At 60.1% G+C, this 24,112-nt stretch carries 32 protein-coding genes and 1 tRNA gene; 27 read left to right on the forward strand and 6 right to left on the reverse strand.

All coding sequences use genetic code 11. The annotated features are described in order from the left end of the window. Nucleotides 1-31: 31 nt before the first annotated feature. Nucleotides 32-625, forward strand: a complete 594-nt coding sequence (locus tag FJ970_RS17895) for a hypothetical protein (protein WP_227791828.1) — start codon at nucleotides 32-34, stop codon at nucleotides 623-625. Between the two features lie 398 nt (nucleotides 626-1,023). On the opposite strand, the gene FJ970_RS17900 is transcribed toward FJ970_RS17895, so the two are convergent. Together FJ970_RS17900 and FJ970_RS17905 are read right to left on the reverse strand one after the other, a co-directional pair. Then, nucleotides 1,024-2,277, reverse strand: a complete 1,254-nt coding sequence (locus FJ970_RS17900) for a tyrosine-type recombinase/integrase (protein WP_140760455.1) — start codon at nucleotides 2,275-2,277, stop codon at nucleotides 1,024-1,026. Nucleotides 2,278-2,424: 147 nt separating this feature from the next. Further along, the gene (locus FJ970_RS17905; protein ID WP_140760459.1) at nucleotides 2,425-3,102 is read right to left on the reverse strand and encodes a JAB domain-containing protein; all 678 of its coding nucleotides are present in this window, start codon (nucleotides 3,100-3,102) and stop codon (nucleotides 2,425-2,427) included. 100 nt (nucleotides 3,103-3,202) lie between these two features. On the opposite strand from FJ970_RS17905, the gene FJ970_RS17910 reads away from it, so the two are divergent. Further along, nucleotides 3,203-3,682 carry a hypothetical protein gene (locus FJ970_RS17910; protein ID WP_140760461.1) on the forward strand — a complete coding sequence of 160 codons (480 nt, stop codon included), beginning with the start codon at nucleotides 3,203-3,205 and terminating at the stop codon, nucleotides 3,680-3,682. Nucleotides 3,683-3,738: 56 nt separating this feature from the next. Here the strand turns inward: FJ970_RS17910 and map are convergent, their stop codons facing one another. Continuing rightward, entirely contained in the window at nucleotides 3,739-4,566 is an 828-nt protein-coding gene (gene map, locus FJ970_RS17915) for a type I methionyl aminopeptidase (RefSeq protein WP_140760627.1), read from the reverse strand. A 415-nt stretch (nucleotides 4,567-4,981) separates the two neighbouring features. Between map and FJ970_RS17920 the strand changes: the two genes are divergently transcribed. From FJ970_RS17920 to FJ970_RS17945, 6 genes are all read left to right on the forward strand, one after another. After that, the gene (locus FJ970_RS17920) at nucleotides 4,982-5,278 is read left to right on the forward strand and encodes a DUF982 domain-containing protein (RefSeq protein WP_140760463.1); all 297 of its coding nucleotides are present in this window, start codon (nucleotides 4,982-4,984) and stop codon (nucleotides 5,276-5,278) included. Between the two features lie 165 nt (nucleotides 5,279-5,443). After that, entirely contained in the window at nucleotides 5,444-5,707 is a 264-nt protein-coding gene (locus tag FJ970_RS17925; RefSeq protein ID WP_140760465.1) for a DUF6074 family protein, read from the forward strand. A 215-nt stretch (nucleotides 5,708-5,922) separates the two neighbouring features. After that, nucleotides 5,923-7,161, forward strand: coding sequence for a pilus assembly protein TadG-related protein (locus FJ970_RS17930; RefSeq protein ID WP_181178686.1), 1,239 nt, complete (start codon nucleotides 5,923-5,925; stop codon nucleotides 7,159-7,161). Next, nucleotides 7,158-7,607 (forward strand): TadE/TadG family type IV pilus assembly protein, encoded by a 450-nt coding sequence (locus FJ970_RS17935; RefSeq protein WP_140760467.1) that lies wholly within the window; start codon nucleotides 7,158-7,160, stop codon nucleotides 7,605-7,607. Before FJ970_RS17930 ends, FJ970_RS17935 begins: the two co-directional genes overlap by 4 nt. Beyond that, a complete protein-coding gene (locus FJ970_RS17940; protein WP_140760469.1) occupies nucleotides 7,597-8,001 on the forward strand; it encodes a TadE/TadG family type IV pilus assembly protein in 405 nt (134 codons plus the stop codon). Before FJ970_RS17935 ends, FJ970_RS17940 begins: the two co-directional genes overlap by 11 nt. A gap of 198 nt (nucleotides 8,002-8,199) precedes the next feature. Further along, a tRNA-Cys gene (locus FJ970_RS17945) sits at nucleotides 8,200-8,275 on the forward strand. Between the two features lie 101 nt (nucleotides 8,276-8,376). On the opposite strand, the gene FJ970_RS17950 is transcribed toward FJ970_RS17945, so the two are convergent. Continuing rightward, nucleotides 8,377-9,516: a hypothetical protein gene (locus tag FJ970_RS17950; RefSeq protein ID WP_140760472.1), complete on the reverse strand. Its 1,140-nt coding sequence runs from the start codon at nucleotides 9,514-9,516 to the stop codon at nucleotides 8,377-8,379. A 1,854-nt stretch (nucleotides 9,517-11,370) separates the two neighbouring features. Here FJ970_RS17950 and FJ970_RS17955 point away from each other — a divergent pair. The 16 genes from FJ970_RS17955 to FJ970_RS18030 all read left to right on the forward strand — a co-directional run bounded on the left by FJ970_RS17955 (nucleotide 11,371) and on the right by FJ970_RS18030 (nucleotide 21,449). Continuing rightward, nucleotides 11,371-12,750, forward strand: a complete 1,380-nt coding sequence (locus FJ970_RS17955; protein WP_140760474.1) for a tyrosine-type recombinase/integrase — start codon at nucleotides 11,371-11,373, stop codon at nucleotides 12,748-12,750. Nucleotides 12,751-13,131: 381 nt separating this feature from the next. Continuing rightward, the gene (locus tag FJ970_RS17960; protein WP_227791829.1) at nucleotides 13,132-13,347 is read left to right on the forward strand and encodes a DNA-binding protein; all 216 of its coding nucleotides are present in this window, start codon (nucleotides 13,132-13,134) and stop codon (nucleotides 13,345-13,347) included. Beyond that, nucleotides 13,344-13,535, forward strand: coding sequence for a hypothetical protein (locus FJ970_RS17965; protein WP_140760476.1), 192 nt, complete (start codon nucleotides 13,344-13,346; stop codon nucleotides 13,533-13,535). The genes FJ970_RS17960 and FJ970_RS17965 overlap by 4 nt, the downstream gene beginning before the upstream one ends. Beyond that, nucleotides 13,532-14,119: a hypothetical protein gene (locus tag FJ970_RS17970; RefSeq protein ID WP_140760478.1), complete on the forward strand. Its 588-nt coding sequence runs from the start codon at nucleotides 13,532-13,534 to the stop codon at nucleotides 14,117-14,119. Before FJ970_RS17965 ends, FJ970_RS17970 begins: the two co-directional genes overlap by 4 nt. Further along, the gene (locus FJ970_RS17975) at nucleotides 14,116-14,409 is read left to right on the forward strand and encodes a DUF6074 family protein (RefSeq protein WP_181178687.1); all 294 of its coding nucleotides are present in this window, start codon (nucleotides 14,116-14,118) and stop codon (nucleotides 14,407-14,409) included. The genes FJ970_RS17970 and FJ970_RS17975 overlap by 4 nt, the downstream gene beginning before the upstream one ends. Then, the gene (locus tag FJ970_RS17980; RefSeq protein ID WP_140760480.1) at nucleotides 14,406-14,621 is read left to right on the forward strand and encodes a hypothetical protein; all 216 of its coding nucleotides are present in this window, start codon (nucleotides 14,406-14,408) and stop codon (nucleotides 14,619-14,621) included. Before FJ970_RS17975 ends, FJ970_RS17980 begins: the two co-directional genes overlap by 4 nt. After that, nucleotides 14,618-15,133, forward strand: a complete 516-nt coding sequence (locus FJ970_RS17985; protein WP_140760481.1) for a hypothetical protein — start codon at nucleotides 14,618-14,620, stop codon at nucleotides 15,131-15,133. The genes FJ970_RS17980 and FJ970_RS17985 overlap by 4 nt, the downstream gene beginning before the upstream one ends. Next, nucleotides 15,130-15,405: a hypothetical protein gene (locus tag FJ970_RS17990; RefSeq protein WP_140760483.1), complete on the forward strand. Its 276-nt coding sequence runs from the start codon at nucleotides 15,130-15,132 to the stop codon at nucleotides 15,403-15,405. Before FJ970_RS17985 ends, FJ970_RS17990 begins: the two co-directional genes overlap by 4 nt. Before the next feature lie 83 nt (nucleotides 15,406-15,488). Further along, nucleotides 15,489-16,037, forward strand: a complete 549-nt coding sequence (locus FJ970_RS17995) for a hypothetical protein (protein ID WP_140760486.1) — start codon at nucleotides 15,489-15,491, stop codon at nucleotides 16,035-16,037. Then, entirely contained in the window at nucleotides 16,034-16,264 is a 231-nt protein-coding gene (locus FJ970_RS18000) for a hypothetical protein (RefSeq protein ID WP_140760488.1), read from the forward strand. The genes FJ970_RS17995 and FJ970_RS18000 overlap by 4 nt, the downstream gene beginning before the upstream one ends. A 3-nt stretch (nucleotides 16,265-16,267) precedes the next feature. Beyond that, complete coding sequence (locus FJ970_RS18005; RefSeq protein WP_227791830.1) at nucleotides 16,268-17,119, forward strand: hypothetical protein; 852 nt, start codon at nucleotides 16,268-16,270, stop codon at nucleotides 17,117-17,119. After that, nucleotides 17,116-17,430, forward strand: a complete 315-nt coding sequence (locus FJ970_RS18010; protein ID WP_140760490.1) for a hypothetical protein — start codon at nucleotides 17,116-17,118, stop codon at nucleotides 17,428-17,430. Before FJ970_RS18005 ends, FJ970_RS18010 begins: the two co-directional genes overlap by 4 nt. A 105-nt stretch (nucleotides 17,431-17,535) precedes the next feature. Beyond that, nucleotides 17,536-18,090 (forward strand): hypothetical protein, encoded by a 555-nt coding sequence (locus FJ970_RS18015; protein WP_140760492.1) that lies wholly within the window; start codon nucleotides 17,536-17,538, stop codon nucleotides 18,088-18,090. Next, a complete protein-coding gene (locus tag FJ970_RS18020; protein ID WP_140760494.1) occupies nucleotides 18,091-19,818 on the forward strand; it encodes a hypothetical protein in 1,728 nt (575 codons plus the stop codon). Further along, nucleotides 19,819-20,520 carry a hypothetical protein gene (locus tag FJ970_RS18025; RefSeq protein ID WP_140760497.1) on the forward strand — a complete coding sequence of 234 codons (702 nt, stop codon included), beginning with the start codon at nucleotides 19,819-19,821 and terminating at the stop codon, nucleotides 20,518-20,520. Then, nucleotides 20,517-21,449, forward strand: coding sequence for a hypothetical protein (locus FJ970_RS18030; RefSeq protein ID WP_140760500.1), 933 nt, complete (start codon nucleotides 20,517-20,519; stop codon nucleotides 21,447-21,449). Before FJ970_RS18025 ends, FJ970_RS18030 begins: the two co-directional genes overlap by 4 nt. 199 nt (nucleotides 21,450-21,648) lie before the next feature. On the opposite strand, the gene FJ970_RS18035 is transcribed toward FJ970_RS18030, so the two are convergent. Together FJ970_RS18035 and FJ970_RS18040 are read right to left on the reverse strand one after the other, a co-directional pair. Continuing rightward, entirely contained in the window at nucleotides 21,649-21,957 is a 309-nt protein-coding gene (locus FJ970_RS18035; RefSeq protein WP_140760503.1) for a hypothetical protein, read from the reverse strand. A 194-nt stretch (nucleotides 21,958-22,151) separates the two neighbouring features. Continuing rightward, nucleotides 22,152-22,316: a hypothetical protein gene (locus FJ970_RS18040; RefSeq protein ID WP_181178688.1), complete on the reverse strand. Its 165-nt coding sequence runs from the start codon at nucleotides 22,314-22,316 to the stop codon at nucleotides 22,152-22,154. A gap of 401 nt (nucleotides 22,317-22,717) precedes the next feature. Between FJ970_RS18040 and FJ970_RS18045 the strand changes: the two genes are divergently transcribed. The 3 genes from FJ970_RS18045 to FJ970_RS18055 all read left to right on the forward strand — a co-directional run bounded on the left by FJ970_RS18045 (nucleotide 22,718) and on the right by FJ970_RS18055 (nucleotide 24,058). Next, nucleotides 22,718-23,083 carry a hypothetical protein gene (locus tag FJ970_RS18045; RefSeq protein WP_140760506.1) on the forward strand — a complete coding sequence of 122 codons (366 nt, stop codon included), beginning with the start codon at nucleotides 22,718-22,720 and terminating at the stop codon, nucleotides 23,081-23,083. A gap of 92 nt (nucleotides 23,084-23,175) precedes the next feature. Continuing rightward, nucleotides 23,176-23,703, forward strand: coding sequence for a Panacea domain-containing protein (locus FJ970_RS18050; protein ID WP_140760509.1), 528 nt, complete (start codon nucleotides 23,176-23,178; stop codon nucleotides 23,701-23,703). Next, entirely contained in the window at nucleotides 23,690-24,058 is a 369-nt protein-coding gene (locus tag FJ970_RS18055) for a hypothetical protein (RefSeq protein WP_140760512.1), read from the forward strand. Before FJ970_RS18050 ends, FJ970_RS18055 begins: the two co-directional genes overlap by 14 nt. The last annotated feature ends 54 nt before the right edge of the window (nucleotides 24,059-24,112 follow it).

Below are 24,112 nucleotides of genomic sequence, written 5' to 3' on the forward strand. Positions count from 1 at the left end.
GTTAAATTCGCCTATTGAAGGAGGCCATACCGTGTCGACGACAAAGCCGAATGTTCTGGTCGCAACCTGCCATGACAAGCAGCCGCAACATGCAGTGCTACACGACGACGCGCTCCAGCTGATGAACAGTTGGCAGATGGCTCGGTACGTCTCCCTGGCGCTATGCCGCGCGCAGCAGCGGCTGGAGAGCCGAATAATGGTCAATCCCGGTATTCAGGGATTGACTGGAGATTCCCTGCAGCGAACGAAAGGCCGAGCAAAGCACATTCTCACTGATCCAAGGACGTATGCGATTGCGCGGGAGGCTGAGGTCTTAGCGATGACCGAAACTCTAAAGCTTCAAGATAATATCCCCGAGGTGGCGGCTTCGTCGCTCGCCGGTGTCATAGCCAAGTTGGAGATGATCGTCGGCGCAGATCGAGATATCGGTGACCCGACTGACTTCCCGTGGCCGCATATTGCTTCGGTGCTACGTGACCTCAAAGCCGTTGCGGGCGAATTGCCTCCTTATCGGCCGGACCGCGCCTCGACAAGGACTGATGCAGCGCGTTATTGGCAGGATGCTTGCAAGCTCGTCAGGGCGCTTGCGGACGAGGATGCTCGGCCTAACCAATCCGCTTTATAAATCTCGCGAGGCTGTCCAAGGCTTGGCACGGTGCCAAGTTCCCTAATGTGGGCATGTTGAAACTGGCCGCTGTGCAAAAGCATCGTCACAGCCATACGCGTAGCTATTGCCGAAATCGCTGGTTTGTTTGAAGGGAATCCGGCGGCTGCCCGGATAGCGTCCGGGCTATCGCTAACCCGAACATCCTGCCGACTGCTTCCGTGGTGCTTCCGCCACGTGTTTCTTGGCCCCTTCGCAGAGAAACAAGGTCTTGCTAACCGACTGTTTTTACGATATAAAATTGGCGCACCCGACAGGATTCGAACCTGTGACCTCTGCCTTCGGAGTCTGTTCCCCAGGAGGAGCTCCCAACCTCTGCCAGCGATCACAGATGTGATGCCGGCGAGGAATATAAATCGTCAGGCAGCTTCCTTGAATGCGGTTTTACGCTTCTTCTTCACGAGCATATCGCGGACAAACTTGTCCCATCGCGCCATGGCGGCACGTTTTTCCGGCATATAATTCCAGCGATCGTAGCTCTTGGAACTGACGTCCTGCAGGGTGTGGTTCTGCAATCGGTCTCGGATCTCTTTCGAGAGACCTGCCTTGCCGGCAAGCGTCTTCCAGGTTCGCCGGAGATCGCGGTTCGTCACGACGGGGATGACCTCGCGATCGCGTTGGCGCCACATGAATGAGTAGAGCGTGCCATGGCTGACTGGCTTGGACGGGTCGGTTGCGGATGGAAAAAACCAGCCAAATTCATTCGGCTTGATCGACCCGATAAGCTCCGCCGCAATCTTAGGCACGGGGATGGCGTGAGGCTTTCCATTCTTTGTTTTGGACCAATCGATGATGCGTTCGGCCGCATCCCATTGATCGACGTGTAGCCGAGCGATCTCCTCGACGCGCTGGCCCGTCAGCATAAGAATTCTTACGGCACGCGTGTAAGGGGGGTGAACCGGCGCATCGGGAGATTCGAGCCAACGATAAAGACGGATAAATTCCTCTTCGTCCAACCAACGCGTTCCAACGTTTTTCGGTTCGGTCGGAATACCTGCAGCTGGATTGTAGACGAGACGAAAGCGACGGACCGAGGTTGAGCGGTAGTCATGTTCGGACTTCAGCCCCCAACTGTAGGCTGAGCGAACATAGCTCCGAACGTGATCGGCCATGGACCGTTTGCCTCGCTGATAAATAGGGCGAATGATGTCCCTAATCTCATCAGGCTCGATATCGCGGGCAGGGCGGTTGCGACCGAGCGAATCGGCGATCTTGTTCAACCCCTTTTCGGCCTCCTTCCAGGACGGTTTTCCATCCGCCTTGAGCGACGCCACGTAAGCCTCGAACAGATCGGCGACCGTGCCGGGTCGCGTGTCGCCCGCAATCTTGATGCTGCGTCCCTTCTGGATCATGTCGGCGAAGTCGCGTCTGAAAGTCTCGCGGGCCTGGCTGAGGCCCATTGACGGATACGAGCCGAGCTTTTTCTTGAGACGCTTTTGGTCTCGCCACTGTTGGGCCATCCAGTCCGCAGTCACACGGGTAGGCATTGGCTTTATCACCAGAACGAGGCGGCCTGTTCCGTGGCCCTCGCCATCGACAAGGTTCTGCTGCTTTCCGGTCTCGTCGACCCGCTTCAAAGTGCGGCGAATCTCTCCATCGGTAAGGCTTGGCACTGGGGTCTCCCGTAGGCTTTCGAGTGGGATCGGCTGACGGGTAGTAGGGGTCTGTGGTTGGGCTCAAAACGGGCTTCGATCCCCCTAAAACCGACCCCAATATGCCACAATGTCCGACTCTACGACAAGTCGGAAAAGTGATATGTATCAATGTGCTAAAGCGTGATCGTGCGTGATTGAAAAGGGGCAAGTGGGATGATTGTGGACCAGGATGATCGCGGTGGCCGACAGTTCGAGCGCGCGCTTGACCACTTCTCGGGGATAGACGGGCGTGTGGTCGACCGTGCCTGTCTGCTGCACCTCGTCTGATATCAGCGCGTTCTTCTTGTCGAGGAACAGGATGCGTAACTGCTCGCGCGCCTCGAACGCCATGGCCGAGCGGCAATAGTCGAGAAGCTGTTGCCATGAGGCCAGCACTTCGCGGCCATGGACCTCGCCGCGCGCCATGCGCTGTGCGGTCGCCGCGACGACCTTCAGCTCGAGCGCTACGGTCGGTCCGATGCCCTTGACCTCCTGCAACAGGCCGACGGGCGCGCCAAGCACTTCGGCGAAGGTGCCGAAGCGGACCAGCAGCGCCTTGGCGACCGGCTTGGTGTCGGCGCGCGGGATCAGGCGGAAGAGCAGGAGCTCCAGAAGCTCATAGTCGGGCAAGGCATCCGGACCGGCCGAGGCAAAGCGCTCGCGCAGACGATCGCGATGGCCGAGATAATGCGGCTTTTCAACGACTGTCGGCTTTTCATCGATTGCCGCCTTGGCTCTCGCCGCCGGCCGAACCGGCACCTCGGAGAAAAAACTCCGCTCGTCGTCGTCGCCTTGTGTCGCCATGTGCCGCCCATATCCAGCCCGCAGCTGGCAATGATCGCTGATCCCCGCGAAATACTAGGACGGCGGGCAGGGGCGGTCGAGGTCTTTTCGGCGGCAAGGAATGAGCGGCTCCGCCTATCGCGCAATGTTGCGGCAATGGGAGTGGCGCAAGTTCCCGGTGTCGTCGTCGATGACGCCACATTCGGAGACAACCAAGATGCCCAGGCTCATTCGTATCCTGCTGCCAGCCGGGCTGCTTTTGAGCTTCAGTCCCGCAATGGCTGCCCCGGTGATCGATGCCGTATCCGCCGGTAGCCGTCCTGGTCGGAACCTGCCGATCCATTTGATCCAATATGATGATCCCTGCACGGACGGCCGTTACAGCGACGGGAGGCCGCATAACTGCCGGGAGCTCCTGCGCATGCTGGATCGGCGGGAGCGTTATCGGGAGCGTCACGACTATTACCCGCGCGAACGCTATGATCCCTGCACCGATGGCAGGGTCAGCGATGGCCGTCCGCGCAGTTGCCGGGAAATAATGCGGTGGTTCCGAGACCAGGACGAGGACGAAGACTGGCGGCCACGCAAACGCTGGAAATAGGCCGCTATTGACCGAGCGGACTCAGGCAATAGAGGCCAAGACCTCGCTGCGGCCTGCTAAGCCGGCAAGCCGGGACGGTCGAGCTTTTTGGGCGACAGTGTGAAAATCTCGCAGCCGGCGTCGGTCACGCCGATCGTGTGCTCATATTGCGCCGACAGCGAGCGGTCACGTGTCACTGCCGTCCAGCCATCCGACAGGACCTTCACATGCGGCCGGCCGAGGTTGATCATCGGCTCGATGGTGAAGATCATGCCGGGGCGCATTTCCACGCCTTCATTGGCATTGCCGTAGTGCAGGATGTTGGGTGCGTCGTGGAAGAGCTGGCCGACGCCGTGGCCGCAGAAATCGCGCACCACCGAGCAGCGCTCGGCTTCGGCGTAAGTCTGGATGGCAGCGCCGATGGCACCGGTACGCGCTCCTGGCCTGACGGCGGCGATGCCGCGCATCAGGCATTCGTGGGTGACCTCGAGCAGGCGTTCGGCAGCCCGCTTGATCGTGCCGACCGGATACATGCGCGAGGAATCGCCGTGCCAGCCATCGAGGATGTAGGTCACGTCGATGTTGACGATATCGCCATCCTTCAACGGCTTGTTGTCGGGAATGCCGTGACAGACGACATGGTTGATCGAGGTGCAGGACGATTTCGTGTAACCGCGATAGTTGAGCGTGGCCGGCAGTGCGCCGTGGTCCATGCCGAATTCGAAGACGAAGCGGTCGATGGTGTCGGTGGTGACGCCGGGACCGACCATCGGCACCAGCTCGTCCAGGCAGCGTGCGGTGAGGTCGCATGCCTTGCGCATGCCGGCAAAGCCTTCCTCGCCATAGAGACGGATCTGGCCGGTGTTTCTGAGCGGTGCCGTGGCGGCGTCGAGATAGGTGACCATTTTGTCCGTATAGAAGGTGACGCGCCGCAGGAGTGCAGCCGCGAAGATGCCATCAGATTTGGCACTTGGGGGCGAAAGGTTCAAGGACGAACTGCCTGATGTGGCCCGAGCCGCCCGGATTTTCGCTCGCCGAGGCGATCCTGGACCGCACGTTCATCCCCATTCCAAACTATTTCGCGTCGCGACCCGTGCGGCGGTCGAGGGCCGCGCATTGGTGGTGCGGCGCGTCGTTTTTCGGATCAATCCAATGCAACCGGGTGCGCCGAATGGCCGATGACGGCAGGCCTTGCCTTTGCCAGCTGCGGCAAAGGAGGCAGCTTTCCGCAGTGACGACACATTTCCGCGGCACAAAGCGGACAAAGCAACTTTTGACGACGAGCGGCGTTGCTGGGCGATGCCGGTCGGGAGATGTCGGATGGACAGATTGCAATTCGAGGTGCCGGTACGCATCGCACCAGGCCCAGGCTTGCCCGTCGAGGAAATCTACAGCGTCGAACAGGCGCTCGATTTTCTGCAGGATTGTCCGGCACGCCGGCAGGGACCGGTGTATCAGAGAGCCTTCAATGCCTGTTTTGGCGCGACGGTGGATGTGGTCAAGACCGAAGACGCCTGCCGGGCGTTCATGGCGTTCTGCCGCGTCACCGGACTGATGGCCGGCGACATGATGGCGCCGCGCAAGCGCGGCGGCGAGGCGAGAGCACTGCAGGCCTGAAGGCCGCTTCGAATGGGGTGAACCAGTTCAGCTTCGAGTGCGCCTGACAATTCTCATGCGGTGATGCATCAGCCGGCGCCGTTAAGCTTCCGTTTCCACCTTCGCGGTTAGCCATTGCTTGTTCTGCAATGGTTGATTCGTTGCGTCAGTCTCATGGTTCGGAAGATGTCCCCAGAAAAAGTCCGTGCGTTCCCGATCGATCGTCAGCTGTTCCTGGTCAGGGAAGTTGCCGCCAAGCTCGGCAATCTGCATGGTGAGACCGCCACCTCGTTCTGGAAGGCAAAAGCGGCGGAGCTGCTCGATTTCGTGGTCGGATCCGGCAGGGACAGAACGGCAGCCAGTGACGAAGTTCGCAGGTTCTTCCTAGCCGTGCAGCGCGAGCTTTTGGCTGCCCCGACGGTCGAGGCGACGCCAAGCCTGTCCGCCTGAAAAAATTATTGTCAGCCGGCTAGGCCAAGCCTGTCCGCCTGAAAAAATTATTGTCAGCCGGCTATGCGCTCCTACGGGGCCTTTGGTTGCCGCGGTCCAATCGGCCGCGATGATGCCTGCCTGTCGGCCTTGTCGAGGCGATTGTACATCCTCACCAAAAATCGACCGAACTTTTTAGCCGTTCCTTCATACATGCGTGCTTACTAATTTATGCTATGGGCTTCAACTGCTTCACCCGGATTCGGCACCTGGCGGACGGCATCCGCCGGGGTAGGAACGCGAATGTCGCCACGATCTTCGCCCTAGCCTTGCCGATCGTCGTCGGTGCGGCGGGTTTCGGCGTCGAGACCTCCTACTGGTATTACAGCAGCCTAAAACTGCAGGCCACGGCCGACGCGGCCGCCTATGCCGGTGCGCTGGAAAAGCTCGCGGGGTCCGACACGGCATCGATCACGGCGGCCGCGACCCAGTCGGCGACCGACAACGGCCTCGGGAACGGCACCATCGTCGTCAACACGCCGCCGACATCAGGGCCGAATGCTGCCAAAAAGGCGGTCGAGGTGATCCTCGACCAGAACCTCGACCGGATGTTCACCTCCGTCTTCACGCAGGGCAAGGTGCCGGAGCGGGCGAGGGCGGTGGCGCTCATCACCAACGCCTCGAAGGCCTGCATGACCGCGCTCGATCCGACCGCCTCGCAGGCTGTATTGTTTTCCGGCAATACCAGCGTGAAGGTCACTGGTTGCGTGGTGACGTCCAATTCGATCGCCCCGGACGCCATCCGGCTTCAGGGCTCGGCGGCCCTCCAGGTCGATTGCCTGATATCGGCGGGCGGCGTCGTGCTGAACAATCCGGTGACGACGGTCTGCAACTCTCCGATCACCCAGGCCTTGCCCGTATCCGATCCGTTCGCCAGCGTGCCAGCGCCCGCCGCCAGCAACCCATGCCAGAATCTCAAAGGCAATAAGACAACGCAAACAATCCAGCCCGGGACTTATTGCAGTGGCATGGACCTCTCCGGCAATGTCACGCTTTCGCCCGGCGTCTATGTCGTGCAGGGCAATTTGAAAATCAACGCGGGCGCGGTCATCCAGGGCGACGGCGTAACCATCTTCATGGCCGGCAGCAGCACCGTCAGCATGAACGGAAACGCCAACGTGACGCTCAGCGCGCCGCAGTCGGGCACCTATTCCGGCATGCTGTTCTACGGCGACAGGACAGGCGCGGCGGCGCAGAGCACCTTCAACGGTACGGCAACATCCTTGCTGACCGGCGCCATCTATTTCCCCAAGCAGCAGGTCAACTACCTCGGCAACTTCTCAGGCAAGAATGGCTGCACGCAGATTGTGGCCGACACTATCCAGTGGTCTGGCAATTCCACGATCAACCAGGACTGCTCGAGTCTGGGAATGAAGGACATCCCCGCGGCGGCGTCAGTGGCGATTGTCGAATGAAGCGCGGGGCCCACCGATTGACCTCAGCCATTCGCGAGGACGCGGGCGGTGCCGCGGTTGAGTTCGCGATGGTCCTGCCGATCCTGTGTCTGGTACTGCTCGGCATCGCCGACGGCTGGTCATACGTCACGAGTTCGCTGTCGATGCGCGCCGGCGTGAAGACGGCAGCGAACATGGTCTTGGCGGGCTCCGCCGACGACAGCGCGACGCGGGCCGCGGCACTGGCGAACTGGGAGAGGATGCCGGACGACGGTCAGGTTACGCTGAGCCGGATCTACAAATGCGGGACGACCGTGGTCGTCGCTTCGACCTTGTGCAGCGGGCCGAAGGCACCGTCGGTCTTTGTCCAGATCGACGCATCGGCGACGTGGACTCCGCCCTTCACCTTCGGCGTCTTTTCCGCCCCCAGCACGATCGGCCAGCAGGAGCTGATCCGTGTTCGGTAATGCGGGAGGCTTCAGGGCCGATCGATCGGGCGGAGCCGCGCTCGAATTCGCGCTGATCGCACCGTTCCTTATCATGCTGCTATTCGGAATCTTCGCCTTCGGCTGGTCTATGAATTCGGCTTCCAGCGTTCGTTACACGCTGGAGGCGTCCGCACGGTCCCTGCAGCTTAACAACACGCTGACCCAGGCCGACATCCAGGCGATCGCGACGCAGAAACTGCTTGCGCTGGGTCTGAGGAATGTGAACGTCACGATCGCCACCGACCCGGCGAGCGGCGGCTTTCGCATGGCGCACCTGACCGCTGCCTATGCGTTCGTGATAGATTTCCCATATTTCAACGCCTACCCGATCAACTACGCGACCACCGTTACCGTGCCACTGGTCGGCAGTTAGCCACGTAGTCTGCCAGGCCGAGAATCTGCTGGCCTCGAGGTCCGTGGTCAGGCTGCATGAGTTCCCCTCGTCGAGGGCATTCAATTCAAATCTGGCAAAGGGGTCCTGGGCCGGCTCTTTTCCGCAACGGTTGTTGTCGAAATTTTTACCCAAGACATCAAGAATCTTTAAACTTTCGCCCGTTACCAAAGCACGTATGGCCTCGTGGCGGAGCGGCTACGCTAGAGACTGCAAATCTCGGAAGCCTCGGTTCGATTCCGAGGCGAGGCCTCCAAAATTCCAAAGCTGATGGACCGGTGGATCGGGCGGGACTGGATCCCTTCCCCGGTCCATTTCCGCATTACGCCAGGCGATTCCGCTTGAGCGCAAAAAGCTCTAACGGAACAGATATTTCGACACCTCGGGATTGCCGCGGCGCCACATCACATTGTCCAGGAAGTAGTGGTGCACGTTGATGAAAATCAGCACGATGAAGAAGAACAGCGACGATCCCAGGACGTCCCGGTCATAGGGTACAAGGGCCGTCAGCGCGGTCGGGAGAAGCCAGAAACCCAGACCGCCAAGGAGGAGGCCAGCACTGATGAACTCCAGAAGCCGCACCCTGTAGGCCGGACCAAGGATGGACAGGATTCTGGATGGCGACACTTCTTCGGCACCACGCCCGTCACGCTCGACATTGCTCTGGTAACGCCAGACCACCGCCAGATATTGCAAGGAATGGAGCGCCGGCACCACGAGCAGCCAGAGTGGATTTGTTCTTACGATCAGAATCCAAAGGTATAGCGACGCGATGTAGGCGATGATGCCGTTATACGGCAGGCTGCCGCCACTCCTGCTCCAACGATTGATCAGCATCACGGCAGCGGCTGCCGTGGAAGCGGCCGCGGCCGACAGCGCAATCGTATTGAGCCATGCAGGGGTGGCAAACGTATAATATTCCAGCCCCAGGTATTTTCCCTGGCTGACAGCCGTGTTCGTCTGAAGCCATGCGAACAGCCAGACGGCATAGCTGTTGATCAGCAGGATTTTTTTGTCCGGATCGGAGAAGAACCTGCGCTTCAGGACGGCATCCACCATCAATATGCCGTAGCCTTGCTTGACGTAGTGCCAGCCCACGAAAAAGAACATCGCATTGGTTGCGTTTCCCAGCAGCCGGGCGTCCGCCGTTATCGAGCTGTAGGCAAAAAATGCGCCCATGAGCAGGGGAACGACGATGCCGGCGAAGATGTAGCGGATCTGGAGGGTCCTGTCGTATCCGTCGCCGCGCAACTTCCGCCCGAAATTGCGGTAGAAGAGCTGGTATGAGTGGGCGAAGTGCGGATAGTTGATCAGATAAGCCAGGAAAAGCATCGCCGCCGCCACCAGCCCTTCGTACCTCAGTGGCACGAAGTACAGCGCCGGCAAGATCAGGAACGCGCTGCCGCCAAGCATCAGAAAGTCCGCGAGCGGACCAAAGAGATATTTCGGGGGCGTTGCCGCAGGAGCGCGTGTATTCGCCGAAAGGTCAAATGCCATATTAGCGCTCCCTTCGCATTCCATTTAACCACCGGCCCGTCTGCTCGACAAGATCGAGGAGCCGAGCGGCTGGTGAAAGGCATATGCATCGGCTGCAGTGGGCGCCGCATCCCGCAATATTGCCGACGCGGTGCCGCCCCTCGACCCCCTGTCTCTCAGCGTTGTATCAGCCTGCGTCGCGCCGATCCACGATCCCGACATGACCGAGAGAGCCAGGCGGGTTGTCATTTGAGGATGAAGTAAAGCGGAATGAGGATTGAGAAACCGGCGACGCCAGCGAGAAATAAGTCTGTGATCATGCGCTCCATGCGGTGCGCGATGACACGACGTGTCGGTATCTACGCAAAACCCCGCCCCTTTATTGCCCAAACTGAGCATCGCGTGATCAAGGGAGGAGTGCAAGCGTCGTCTAAATTAGACGCCGGCAGTCATCTAACCGTTAGCGCAAGATAGCGCGTGTGGGGCGCTTCATGTGGCCTTGTCGACCAGGGGTATCTTCCGCGTCGGCGGCTTGTAGGGCGTCATCAGTTTGACGGTGTCGGCATCTACGGTGACGGGAATGCCCAGGTTCACCGTCACGCGGTTTCCGTCGATTAGGTGGGTAACGCCTCCGTTTGTTCCGGATTTGAAATCGCCAGAACCCAAAGGTCGATGAAAGATTGTCCGTGAATCGCCTTCCCGCTTAGCGGGACCACCCTAATCCTCATCTCTTGTCCTTCCGTCCGATAAATATAAGGACTTGCAATTCCGGGGCCAACAAACGGACCCAACTTGGGTCATGGTCGGAGGCTCGGGCCGGATCATTCCTGCATGCATTGGGGATTGATCAAGGGAGTCTTCTGTCACGAATGCCGTGCAGCCAGCCGCGATGACGAAACCTGCGGTTCACGAACCACGCGCTGACGCCTGAGAAGCGGAAGGCTGGACACTTGCCCTTAGCGGCCCGACAGTTCCTCGTTGGGGTAGTGTTGGGATGAACCGCCGGGCCTAGCCGACTCGGGTGGGGAGCCGGCTGAAACAAAGACTACATTAGTGCGTATGCATGAAGATCACGGTTGGTTACGGTCCACCGCTTTTCGCGCAGAGGCGGAAAGGGCTGGTGATGAAGGAGACGTGGCGCCGATCCACGACCGCATGCCAGTCATCCTGGCGCCGGCCAGGCACACGTCTTCACAGAAGTCGCGAAATCATGTGGATCAGGTGGGCAACTCGCGTACCAAGACCAATCGTGAACTCTCCTTCGTTGGTAGCAAAGTCCCAACCGAAGAATCCTGCCCAGCATAACAGCAGAACGGAGAAGCGCATTCGCAAATGCTAATTTAGCTATATTGAAAAAACCTTAAAGGCGCTCAGTCGACCACCAGCCCTTGATAGTGTTCACTTCGTAAGGCGCTCCTCAAAGGGGGCAAGTTGATTTCCAAGAAGCTCGCCCTTCTGATACATCATCAGTGTCCATGGAAGTCTGGGAAGTCCACCAAGGTCAGACCAACAAAAACTCCGAAAGCGGCGGCCACGACATTGCTCGCGGCCACCAGCCGTCTGTTAGCGATCGTGCTGGCGGCAGCTCCTGGTCGGTATCGCACGGAGACACTGCCCGGATTCGCTGTGAGATATTGGCCAAACGTTGGACGGGAAATGCAGATCGGCTAAGTGCTTGAAAGATCTGGTACGCCCAAGGGGAATCGAACCCCTGTTACCGCCGTGAAAGGGCTGGCTTTTCGACGTTCTCGCGTCCGCTGTTGTCCGTGTAAATCCATGTAGCGCAAGGCTTTCGTTCTCTAACGTCCGCTGGTGTACACGAACGTTTATTCGACGTATATTCGACGTGTTCCAAGCGGAAGGCGGGAAAGCACGATGGCAAAGACCCTCAAGGAAGCTCCAATCACTACGGCAAGCGCGCGTTCCAAGCTGCCGGCCGGGGAGTACGCACGCCGGCTCGATGCAGACGCCGCAATCTGGTATCGGCGCGGCAAGCGGGGAGGGGTTTGGTTTGCCCGCTGGCGTAATTGGGGAGAAGGCGCCAATTACCTGCAATCGCCCGTCGGCCCTGCGAACGACGTCAACGACAAGTCGACTGACGGCCTGCTGACTTTCGCCCAGGCGGAAACTAATGCTCGCCAGATCGTCGCCAAGGCCAGGCAGGATGCGAAGGCCGCCGGCGCCGGGCCGGTGCTCACCGTTCGCCTTGCCGTGGAAACCTACGTTGCCGAACGTGACGCCAGAGACAGCCGCAGGAAAGGCCGCACAGTGCGTTCCGATGCCGGGCAGCGGTTGCGGCGGTATGTGTTAGGGCAGGACAAGCGCGGCAATCAGGAGGCTGTTCCCGAGGAGGCGCTGGCCACCGTGACCTTGCACATGCTGAAGGAAAGCGACCTTCTGACGTGGCGGGGCGGCTTGCCACAAGAATTGAAAGGATCGACCGAACAGCGGCTGATCAATGATCTGAAGGCGGCGCTCAACGGGGCATATTCCACGCATCGGGAGCGGCTGGATCCGACACTGCCGGCGATCATCAAGCATGGCCTTAAGGCTGAAAAGTCGGACAGTGACGATGCTGTACCGCTTGCGCGCGACAATCAGATTTTAACCGCCGCCCAAGTGGGGACGGTGATCAGCGCCGCCCGTGAGATCGATGCCGAACAAGATTGGGATGGTGACCTATATCGTTTCGTCGTGGTGCTTGCGGCGACCGGAGCGAGGTTTTCGCAGATTGCCCGCATGAAGGTTGGCGACGTGCAGCGAGCCCAAGGGCGCCTGATAATCCCAAGCTCGCGCAAGGGTAGGGGAGGCAAGATTGCCAGCGTGCCCTATCCAGTCGGCAAGGACGTGCTGGACGCGCTCTTGCCGGCCACGGCGGGCCGTATGGATGGTGAGACGCTGCTAGAGCGGTGGCGCAGCAAACAGGTTGCCGGCACGATTGGCTGGGAACGCGCTGGCCGTGCTGGATGGCAGTCGCCGAGCGAATTACAGCGGCCTTGGAACGATGTCCGGCAGCGCGCAGGAATGCCGGCGGTGATCCCCTACGGCCTGAGGCATAGTTCGATCGTGCGAGGCATCCGGGCGAACCTGCCGATCAGGCTTGTTGCTGCTCTCCATGACACCTCTGTTCCGATGATAGAAAGGCATTATGGCCGGTGGATTGTCGACGGACTTGAGGATCTCGCCGCTGCGGCCGTCGTGCCACTAGTTCCGCAGGAAGGCAGCAACATTGTTCAGATGGGCGGCCAGAGATGAAAGCAAGTTTGGGGGAAAACTCATTTTAACCCTGTGAAACCGTTGACTGCCGTTGACGGACACTTGCGGACCAAGCCGAAGCGAATTAGATTCCCCTAAGAGATCGCAGCAAGTCGCGCCGTCGGGTACCGCATCGACTCGACACGGAAGGGGCGAGCCCAAGAGGGGCTCACACAGGCCGACGAACCTGACTATCGCTAGATAACGACTGAGAGCTGGGCCAAAGGTTGCACGGACCGGAGGCTGCGCGTTTCCTTGGGTTGGGAAACAAGCAACAGTTTGAAGTCGTAACCAATCCGAAGACCGTGCCGGATTCCCTGTCAAACGCAGGGTGTTCGGCGCGGTCTTTTTTTTATGCCTCGATTTCGAAAGGAGTGAAGGATGAGCGAGGTAGGACATGCAACGGTAGGGCCCGAAAAGGCCGCCTATACAATACCGGAATTCGGCGCTGACCATGGCATTGGTCGGTCGCTGGTCTATGAGGAAATTGCGGCCGGCCGGCTGAAATGTCGGAAGGTCGGGCGCCGCACCATCATCCTGGCAAAGGATGCGGCTGCATGGCGTGACGCCTTGCCGGACGGGAGGGCGGCCGCATGATCGACCTCACGCCGGCAGAACACGAGCACTCAGCGGCGGTCGACCATGCCGTCGAATGGTATTGCGCAAACTATGGCACCTGTGAGCGGCCGATCGTGCCGGCTCTGCGGCAACGCTTCGGCTTGACGTCGCACCAAGCCGTTGTCGTCATCCGTGAAACCACGCTGCGCCGGGCGCGCGCCGCATGAGCAAAGACACCGACCAACGCGCGTTCACCTCGTGGAAGCTCGACATGCTCGACGCCATGTCAGTCGATGAAGATATGACCGATGCCGAGTTTCGTGTCGCCTTCCGGGTGATGCAACACGTCAACAGCGTGTCTCGTGTAGCGTGGCCATCAGTCGACAGGCTGGCCGCGCAGCTGTTTCGTTCCCGCGATGCCATCATGGCCACGACCAAGCGGCTCTGCGCGGTTGCTCACAGGGACGGTCGCCCGCGGCTGGCGTGGCTGCAGAAGAGCCGTCCGCACAAGCGAGCGTCGAACGAATACAGCTTCCTGGGCGATCGCGCGAACATGGTTCTGGACGCCATGCATTTGCGCATGGAGGAGTTCGAAAACGAGAAGGTTGAGGTGGCAAATCTACAACCTCAAAAGCCGGTTGAGGTGGCAAATCGAGGGGGATTTGAGGTGGCAAATCCACCCTCTTTTGAGGTGGCAAACTTACCACCCAAACACCTTAAGGGAACTACCTTAGAAGAACACCTTCATTCAAAGGGCTCCGAAGGTTGTGAAGGTAGTGCATACGCGCGAGCCAAGGGGAGGGCAGCGTGAAGCAACTCAGCCTCCTGGATTGGACCCCACCCTGCAAAGTTGTCGCCTTCCCGTTGGCAAAGCGTTCCGGCAAGGTCCGCCGGGTCGCTGAGGTCTTGTCGACCAAGCATGGTGCCGCGGCGACAAATTACTGGAAGCAGACCATCGCTGCCATTGCCGGGCAGATGCAGCGCGCCGGTATCGATCACGACGCCATCAACAGCGAACTGCGCGATTTCCACGACGCAGTGCAGCGGGAACTCTGGACGCTCGCCGGTCAGGGCCAGCGGCCGGGAGGCAGCGCGGCATGACGCTGGCCTTCCGCGCCGCAGCCGTCTGGATCGACCAGGCGCTCGCCTGCCTATCCGAGGCAATCGAGCGGATGCCGGATGATCGCTTCCTGGCTGAGCACCAGGCCGCGCACGACGCGACGCGGTCGCCGTCGGGCGATCTGGTGGCCGCTACGCTCGAGCGCGAATACTGGCGACGCTTCCCGGAAGGCCGAGAGGACGACCCGTCATGATCGGGGCGGGGCTGACGCTTCCGACCCTGATCAAGCGCCTAGACCGCTGGGGCCGAAAATTCGCGCGAAACCACATTGATGTTCTGAGATGGTCAATCTGGTTTTTCTGCGAGGTCGAGCGCTGGCTGATGGCTTCAGATCCCCAGCGTCACATGGCTTTCGGCTGGCCGGGCAGCATTAGCGAACAGTTCTGCCGCGGCCTCCACCTTGTCCGCCGAGGCGGCCACCTTGTCGAACTTTTTCAGCACGCGATCATGCAACAACTGCAGTCGGGCGCCATGGTAAACCAGGCTGCGGAGGTGACCGTCCGAATTCAACGGCTCAAACAACATGGTGCCGGCTCCTTAGAGAGCGAAAATCTTAGCAGCATCAACTCGCGCGGACGTCATTCGTTCCTACGACGTCATCAAACAGATAGCCGGCGCAGCAAAACGACGTATGCCGGTCAAGTCGCGCTGACCATCGCCGCCGTCGGTTTCCTCCTGGCCCTCGTCGTCGGAGCGCTGCCATGATGGCGCCGGCTGTCGAATGCAGGCGCTGCGGTGCCAGTCTCAGCGGCAAACGGCGTGATGCGCGGTTCTGCTCGGCCGCGTGCCGCGTCGGTTCTCATCGCGAAGAAGTGGGCCGAGTCGAGAGCATCCGGGCCGATGTCGTCATCGATCGCCCTATGCGTGATGCGTTGATCGAGGTCGGCGAACTCAGCATGCAGGACGAACACGATCCGGCCAAGGTCAGAGAGGCGTTCGAAGCCATGTGCAGAAGCTTCGCCGATAGGTTCGCCTAAGCGTAACAGCCTCGCCGGTTACGGATAGCTGGCCTGGGTTAGACTCACCGCCTGATTTGGATTTCACCCTTTGGGAGCGACGAATGCTTGCCCGCCTGAAAGCCGCCGAACCCGATGCCGCCTGTTTCCGGCGCGCACTGAAGCTTCCAAAGCCGGGTGCCGAATATCTCGCTGCAGAGAAGGCATCGCGCGAAGCTTCAGCCAATTTGGCCAACCTGGTTAACCGCCGGGAGACCATGAGGGTCGAAGCCACCGTCGAGAACCCCACCAAGACAATCCAGCCGACAGAAATTACCCGCCGCACGCTCGAGGACCTTGAAGCGCAGATCGTCGCTGCCCAAGCTCTCGACCGCGATGCACGCGCCGAGTTCAACCAGAAGCGGTCGACTTATCACGAGCACGTCCGCACCTATCTAGCCGCCGACATCGAAGGCCTTGGCGCGCTGATCAATTGTCACATCGGCCGGGTTTTCGAATTGCTCGACATCGCCTCAGCTCTCGGTGCCGAAGCCCGAGAATATCGCGTCGAGATGCCCGGCCTTGTCAGTGGCGCGCCAGCCGCCAAGCAGTTTCTCCAAGCCGCCGTCGGCAGCACCATCGACAAAATGATTGGCAAAGGATCCCGAGCATGAAAGTCCAAGATTGGCATTCGCAGGTGAGCTACCGCGAAAACGAGCGCTGCCGATACGCCGGCCAAATCTGGGAAGCGAAATTTGACCTCACCCGCGGCCTGAAGCCTGTCGGTCATCTTTCGGAAAAGTTCTGGCGCCGCGTCTCGACAGTTCCGCCTGTGAAGGCGAGCCGCGACGGCCGGAAGACGACCAACGGCTATCTCACCCGTAGCATGAGCCACAACTGAGCCATGGCTAAGCGCCCGTCCCATCCTGCCACCGATCATCTCGCCATCGATCTGGGCAAGATCGACACCGAGATCGCGCGGCTGGAAAAGCTGCTGACCCAAAAGAAATCGGCGTTCGATGCCGACAAGCGCCAGCACGCATTGGACCAGAATGTCGACCTGCAGCAGCGCCTCAAAGGCGAGATCAGCGACATAAACCAATTGCTCGCCAAGCAGAGGGAGCGCCGCTTCAAGACCGAACTCGGAGAAGCCGATACTTCCAGGCCGGCAGCCAAAGCCATGCGCTCATGGGACAGAGAACGCCCGCAGCAACCGGCCAAAAAAGTGAAACGCATTCATACCGAGCGCGATGCGTCGGGAAATCTAAGCGCCACCGTCGTCGAAGAGGACGCACCGGCTTCCAGCGCAAGCAATCTCCCAGAGCCAGACTATCCGCATGGTGCCCGCAAGGTTGGCGACCATGCCAAAATTGAAGCGGCTTATGTCGCAATGCGGGATTGGCACATCGACCAGGCGCTTGGCTTAGGCGCCAAGATCTTCCGCAGCCCTGACGAGGTTATCACCGCCGAAATGCTTATGACCGCTATCGGTACGATCGCAGGAATCGAAGCCTGGTTCAGCCAGCGCTTAGCAGAGGCAGAAGAGCGCATCGCCGAACTCGAGAAAAGGCCAACACCAGAATACAAGGGCGTGTGGCGAGCTGCGCAGCAATATCAGCGCGGTGCGATGGTGAGCCATGATGGGAGCGTGTGGCATTGCGAGTTGGATACGGCGACCGGCCTGGTGCCAGGTGACGGCACCGCAGGCTGGCGGTTGGCAGTGAAGCGCGGCCGAGACGGAAAGGACGCACGATGACCCCAACCATCGAGGAAATCGCAACGGAAATAGGCACCTCGCCGAGCTCGATTCGTCGGTTGCTGGTCAAGGCGATCGACGCGGCCGAGATGGATACCTCGAAGGGCATGCCGATCATGATGGACCAGGACGAAGCCAGCCGACTGCACGGCATCGCGCATGCCGCGGCATTGCAGGCCATCGGCGGCGCCAAAGAGCACCAGATCGATGAGCTGGCCGCCAAGGTGTTCAGGCTGCTTGCCGCATCAGTCGGCCGGAGCAACGCCAGCTATGCCGACCGGCGCGAAAGCATACGCGTGGTGTCATCGTGATCAATCCTTCACCCTCCGGGGGGCCGGAACGTCCGGAAATCGACGAAATGGGCGCCAACCGCTCTGGGGGCACGGACAGATTGTACGATTTCGCAGGGGAAAAATGTGAAAATTCCTCATGTACCACCGCGCTTTAAGTCAAAGCGAGCACGCGAGCATTGGCTCCGAGTGGCTGATGACCTCGTGCGACATGGTCTCGACCCTTCCGCGCGTACCGAACTCATCTCCGATTTCGTGGACGCAGAGACCACGATCGCCAGTCTGCGGCCGCAAGCGAAGGGCAGCGCCGATGTCAGGCTTGCTCAGGCCAGGGCTTTGAACAATGCCGTGGCAGAGCGGCGCCGGTTGCATCAACGGCTGTTCGCTGGCGCCAAGCGCCTCGAGGAACCTCTCCCGCAAGTGGAGGAAGTCGTCGAGCAGATCGCGGCAACCGACCAAAGCGACGCTGATGAGGCTTGGCGTGACGCGCTCTGGCCCGCACGCGAAGGCGGCAGGACGCCGCTCGACCAGACCGAAATCGAACGTCGTTTCGGCCGCCCTTCCTGGGCTGCCCTGTTGCATCCGACACGAGCATCCCAGGCAAAGGATGATCTCGAGCTCGAAGCGATCTTCCGGCGCCGCCCGAGCCTGGCCAAATCAATCGGGCGGAGGGCCGCGTAGATGGCCTTCATAGCCCCGCTTGTCGGTGCCGCTGTCGGCGGCGGTCTGCTTGGCTCAATCGCGACGACCGCGGTCGGCATCGGGATCAACCTCGCCATCGCCTATTTCTTCCCGCAGAAGATCACGGGCCCCCGCGCCGAAAGCCTCAAGGCACAGACCTCACGCTATGGAGAACAGCTCACCCGCTGGCATGGTGCGATCCGCACCGCCGGTGCCGTGATCTGGCTCAAGGGCGACCATGTCGACGAACACGTCAAGAAGTACCGCCAGGGCAAGGCGCTCGGCCCCGAGGTCACCGAATATTCCTACACCGCGACGTTCGCCGTCGCCTTCGCCTGGAATGGCCCGGCAAGCGGTGTCATCCGCATCTGGGCCGACGACAAGCTGATCTTCGATGTTTCCGCCGAAGCACTGCAAGACGCCATCGACCATGGCAGCACGGCGATCGGCGTCGCCAAGGGTGCCATCATCCGGGTCTATCTGGGCACCGATACTCAGAAGCCCGATCCTGATATCGAGGCCGACCGCGGCGCCGGCATGGTCCCGGCATGGCCTGGCATCGTTTACGTCGTCATCAAGAACCTGCCACTCGATGAGTTCGGCATTCGCGTTCCCAACATCGAGGGCGAGATCACCCAGTCGGCGATCGACAGCTATATCAGCAAGGCGCTGTCGCCGGCGGTGGTGATTGGTGCGCAATGCCCGGTCGACGTCCGCGGTAAGTATGCCGTGGCCGTCAACAGTATCTGGGATATTCCGTCGGGCACGCATCGCACCTTTGCGTGGGCTGGGTCTAACAGGTCCGTTCTGATCGACGGTCGCAACAACATCATCAAGTCGGATGGCAGCGGGTTCTCGATTTTCGATGCCGCGACCGGCGCCTTCCTGCAGGCACTCGCGCGGCCGGTGACCTATTCGGACCTCGTCTATGCGGGCAGCCCTTCCGATGACGTCTCGATCAACGGCACCACCTATGTCCTCGAATATCTGCAGGCGGGCGCAAAGGTCTTCACGCTGCTTTCCTGCGGCCTGAGCGGCACGCTCTATGAGATCGTTTGGACGGCGGTCACGGCATATACGCCTGATGTTTCCTACGGCATCAGCGTCGGCCCGCAATATGGCTACATGGTCGCCAGTTCCCACACAGCGATCATCCGTGTCGAGACTGAGGCCGCTGGCCTGGTCGATACATCGATCACGCCGGCAGGCCTCACCGCGGCGATCGCCGGCTGCTACTACGATGACGATTCAGACAGCGTCATCATCGTGACCGTGAACGGCGACGTCTTCATCTACACGCCGGACCTGTCGACGCTGCTGCGCTCTTCGACAGGGCACAGCCTCACGGTCTTGCCAAGCAGCTCCTTCAACCGGAGGATGAAATGCGCGCCGGACCAGATCCTGGTGCACAGCGGGACGCCCAACACCGGAGGCGGGGCGACCTGGTGGATATATCGGATCAGCGATCTGCAATTGCTGGATTCGTTCCAGCCGAATGCCGTCGGCTACGTCAACAACGGCTATTACAGCGAAAGCGGGCTCGCGCTCGGCCCCGATCTCGGCGTCGCCTTTGGTGTGTCGAGTGTGTCGAGTGTTTCGTTCTTCTTCCTCAAGCGGGCGGGTCGCCAGCCGGTTGCCGTGCGCGATGTGCTCGAGGAGGAATGCACGCTGGCCGGCCTGTCCTGCGCAGCATCGCAGATCACTTCCGAAATCATGGAGGCCGCATAAATGTCGGGCATTCTCTCCGCAAAGTCATTCGACGGCGGCGCCGTCATCGTGCTAACCGATGGGGCACTCTACGATCGTGACGGTGTGCTGCTCGGGGTACAGCGAAAAGTCGCTGTCTCGGATCGTCTGCCGCTGGCCGTTGCTTTCCGCGGCAATGTCGCCTTCGGGGAGACCGTCTCTCAGAGGATCATCCTCTCAGCCGAGGCCATTGGCTTCGACCGGATGCTGCTCGACCTCGATGCAGCGCTGCCCGGCATGCCTGAATCGCCGAACCTCGAAATCCTGATCGCAGGAGTTTCGGAGAGTGCCGGCCCGGTGCACCGGATGTTCCAGAACAGGCCGGTGGAATTCGGGTGTGCGCCGTCGACCTTGATCGATCCGGGACCCATGCATTGGGGGTTCGGCACCAACGGCGAGGCCATCAGCCTGCAAGCAATGGGTATCGCGCCACCGCGCAAGGGAGAGACCATGCAGGCCTGGCTTGCCCGCCACGCGGTCGCGATCTTCGAGAACTTCCGTCGCATCAAGGTCGCCGTCGATCCGTTTGACGACAACACCGATCGGCAGCATCTGATCGGCGGGGTTCTCGATATGACGGTCGTTAGCCCCAGCGGCGTGACGATCACCCAGCTGCATCGCTGGCCCGACAAGGTCGGCATGAAGATCGATCCACTCAGCCATAACGTAAGGAGGGCAGCATGACGTTTCCTTTTCCGGTCCCCAGCCCGCCCATCTCTGGCGGCGGTGGCGGCTCCCCAACCTCATATTTCAACACCGGCGGGCGCGGCGATCGGACCGCCTCAATCACCGCAACTCTGGTGGCGGGTTCAATAATCGCCGGATCGATAAGCAATCTTGTCAATGGCGGAATGGGGACCAACACCACGGACTCACTCGTCTTCGGCAACGGACAGACGGCGACAGTCGTTAAATTCGATTTCGGAACCGCCAAGATCATCGACGGCTTCCGGTGGTATCAGAACCAGGGCACCAGCCAAGGCACCTATGTGTTCGAGGGCTCGAACGACGATAGCTCCTACACGCAGATCGGTGGCTTATTCACCCTGGGTGCATTTCCCTTAACCGACTTCACGGGCACCAACAGCACAGCCTATCGATACTACCGGCTGCGCCAGACCGCCGGGACGACGTCGAACATCCCGTGGTTGGAGGAAATAGAATTCCGTATTGCGGCGTCTGGTGATGCAGCGCGAGACACCCGGGAGTATGACGATCGCACTGCGCTCATCACCATATCCACGACTGCGTCGATCACCGGCGGCGCCATCAATCACCTGATCAATGGTGACCTCACAGACCCGTCGGGCGGTGTTCAATTCTCGGGCGGCGAGTCGACCAAGGAGATCAAGTTCGACCTGGGAACCGGGAAGATCCTGACCGGGCTCCACTGGCTTCAGGATGGCACCCAGTCACACGGAACCTGGGTGTTTGAAGGTTCCAACGACGACAGCACCTATACAGGGCAGGGCAGCAGCTTCACGCTTGGCGGTGCGCTGATAACGGAAGTGACGTGGTCGAATTCCACGGCCTACCGATACTACAAGCTGCGGCAGACCTCGGGCTCGACGTCCACGCAGATCAACCTCGAAACTGAGTTCCGGATCACCTGATCAGAAAAGGACGAGGGCCGGCGCGACGAACGCCTTTCGTACTATGCGCGCGATCCGTCAGCCGTCGCGGGAGCACATGGAACATTGTTGCGTCGAAAAACTTAGGCGGTTGCACTGTTGTACTCCCATTACAGTGCGTTCCCACGACTGTTGACTGGCCCGCTGCCCGAAAGGTAGCGGGCTTTTTTCGCGGCTCTGCTCATGTCGGCTTGTCGACCAGCGGCTTCTTTCTCGTCGGCGGCTTGTACGCGTTCACCAGCCTGACGACAGCGGCATCTACGGTGACGGGAATCCCCAAGTTCACCGTAACGCGGTTTTTGTCGAGTAGGTGGGTGACGTTGCCAATCAGCTCGATGTGCTGCCCCTTCCGAACCTCCGTTGTTCGATCGACAATCGAATGCGGCTGCCCATAGGACGGGATTGAAACGCTCACGCGGTCCTCAGTGACGCGTCTGCGCACGGTTGCGGTAATTGCGACCTCATCGCCGATGTTGATGCCCTTTGCCATGCCCATGAGTCTGGGGCGGCCGGAGGCTTCGTCAAGCGATCGCTAATGTGAGGTGGTGCCTTTGAGGCGACCCGGCTGCCAGGGGGATCTGGGGGATCATGCACGGCAGCCGGGTCATGCCGGTATTCCTCCCGGCGGCTTACCATGCGCTTATATTAGCCGCAGCGCAAATACACCTTTGGTGGATTATCGCCTCAGCGTGGTCGCGGGAAGCGCTGCAGCGCTACACTGGAAAGAATTTCACGGGACCGCTCAATAAGCCGGCGGTTCCGCTCGATGATTTGCTGAGTTTCCCTGATGCGACGCTCCGTTTCATCCAAGCGGTTAACCAGCTTTTTGGTGCTATCGATGTGTTGCATGACAAGGGCCGCCTTATCTGGTCCGCGTCCTCCCAGGAAAGCAACTCGCGCGGGCGGGAAATTGTTCCCGAATACGCCCATGCCCCGATGCGAAGCACTTGCGCGGCGAGGAAGACTTGCGGCACGCTTCGCTGCAGGATTTTCGGGTAGAGGATTAACATATGTAAGTGCCCTCACGCGGCGGGCGCACGACGATTGGTGTGTGTGGTTGGGGATCATCCATAATGTCGGACAAAGGCAATGGCGGCGGCCTGTTCGAGGCCGTTATGGTCGTGATCATGGCATTGGCGGCACTCGGGATTGCCGTGATCTTCGGGACAGCAGCGTTTTGGCCTGGGTAGCTTTGGGCCTATAGCGGGCCGATCTTGCCTATAAGCCGAGACTTATGCAAAATCGGTCCCATGCGCGATCATGAACTTATCGAGCGGCCTGGCCGCGGTTGGACGCCGTGGCAGTTTGACGGCGACGGCGAAGCCCACATCGACAAGGTGTGGTGGGATGCCAGGGTCTTGCACTTCGCACAGCTGAATGTCAGCTGCCATTTCTCGGGCTCCGATCTGGTCGGCATCATCCATTGGGGATATCGGCCCGAAAAGTGGACGATGAAGAAAAAACCCGCCGGCTGGCAGCCCTTGCCCGAGGTCTATCGCCTCGAGCGTGAACGCGTGAAGCAAGAGGCGCTGGCGCGATATCGGGCGGCGGCGACAGAGCGTTGCCTTGCGGCCACAGCGAGGCGCCAGGACCCGAACGGCGCTTCGGCGGTGTAGGAGAGCGGAAACGGGAATCGCGCGCTGGGTCCACCGTCTCCCCGTCATGCACGCTATGGAAAAATTCACCGATTTCCGCTATATCGCGTCTCATGAACTTCAACATTGACAAGCAGAAGGCGGTCGAGTCGCTCGTCTATGTGGCCAGCCGTATGCCCGGCATAGGTCGCTTCCATGCTTCGAAGGCGCTTTATTTCGCCGAGCTTGATCACCTGCACCATTACGGCAGGCCGGTATTCGGCGACCGCTATATCGCTATGGATAATGGCCCTGTGCCATCCTTCGCCTATGACGCCCTGAAGGGCACGGTAGGGCCTGACGACAGGGCCTTAATCGAAGGCGCTTTCGTGGTCGACAATCAAGGCACCTATCCCAAGTATAAGGCCGGCAGAGAGCCCAATCTGGGTCTCTTCAGCAAGTCGGACATCGAATGCTTGGATAAGGCTATAGAGCATGTCAAAGGCAGATCCTTCGGCTCTATCTCGGACGAAACGCATCAGCATACTGGATGGAAAAAGGCGAATCTCAACGCACCGATAGCCGTCGACGATATGCTGGACGGCGCTAGCTCCGAAATTGTCGAGAGCGCGGAAGAGTTCGCCGCCTATGGCATACTGTAAGCTCGGCCACGTCTACATTGTCCCGACAGTCCTGACGAAACCGCCCAAGAGCAAATTCGCCATTTGCGTCTGCCCGGCGAACGGGTTCTTTGTCTGGATCAACTCAAAGCCGCGGCCGCACGGCAAAGATCAAATGCCTCTGAAAGCTGGTTGCCATCCTTTGGTGACCAAAGACTGCTTCCTCGATCTGTCGCGGGTCGTGCAACATCCTACGTTCGAGCTCGACGACGCGAGAGAATTCGATCGCATCAGCACAACTATTGCCACCGCGATGGTCAGTATGATCCGCGGCGGCCTCTTCGTATTGCCTGCAGCGCATGCTGAGGTCCTCTTCGAGAACCTCAGGACCATCTGAACGCAAGCCGGTCCCCGAAGGGAGTGCTAGACGATTTCAGAGGCCGGCGGGAAA

Origin of the sequence: Mesorhizobium sp. B2-1-8 (assembly GCF_006442545.2) — a bacterium.
Taxonomy (GTDB): domain Bacteria; phylum Pseudomonadota; class Alphaproteobacteria; order Rhizobiales; family Rhizobiaceae; genus Mesorhizobium.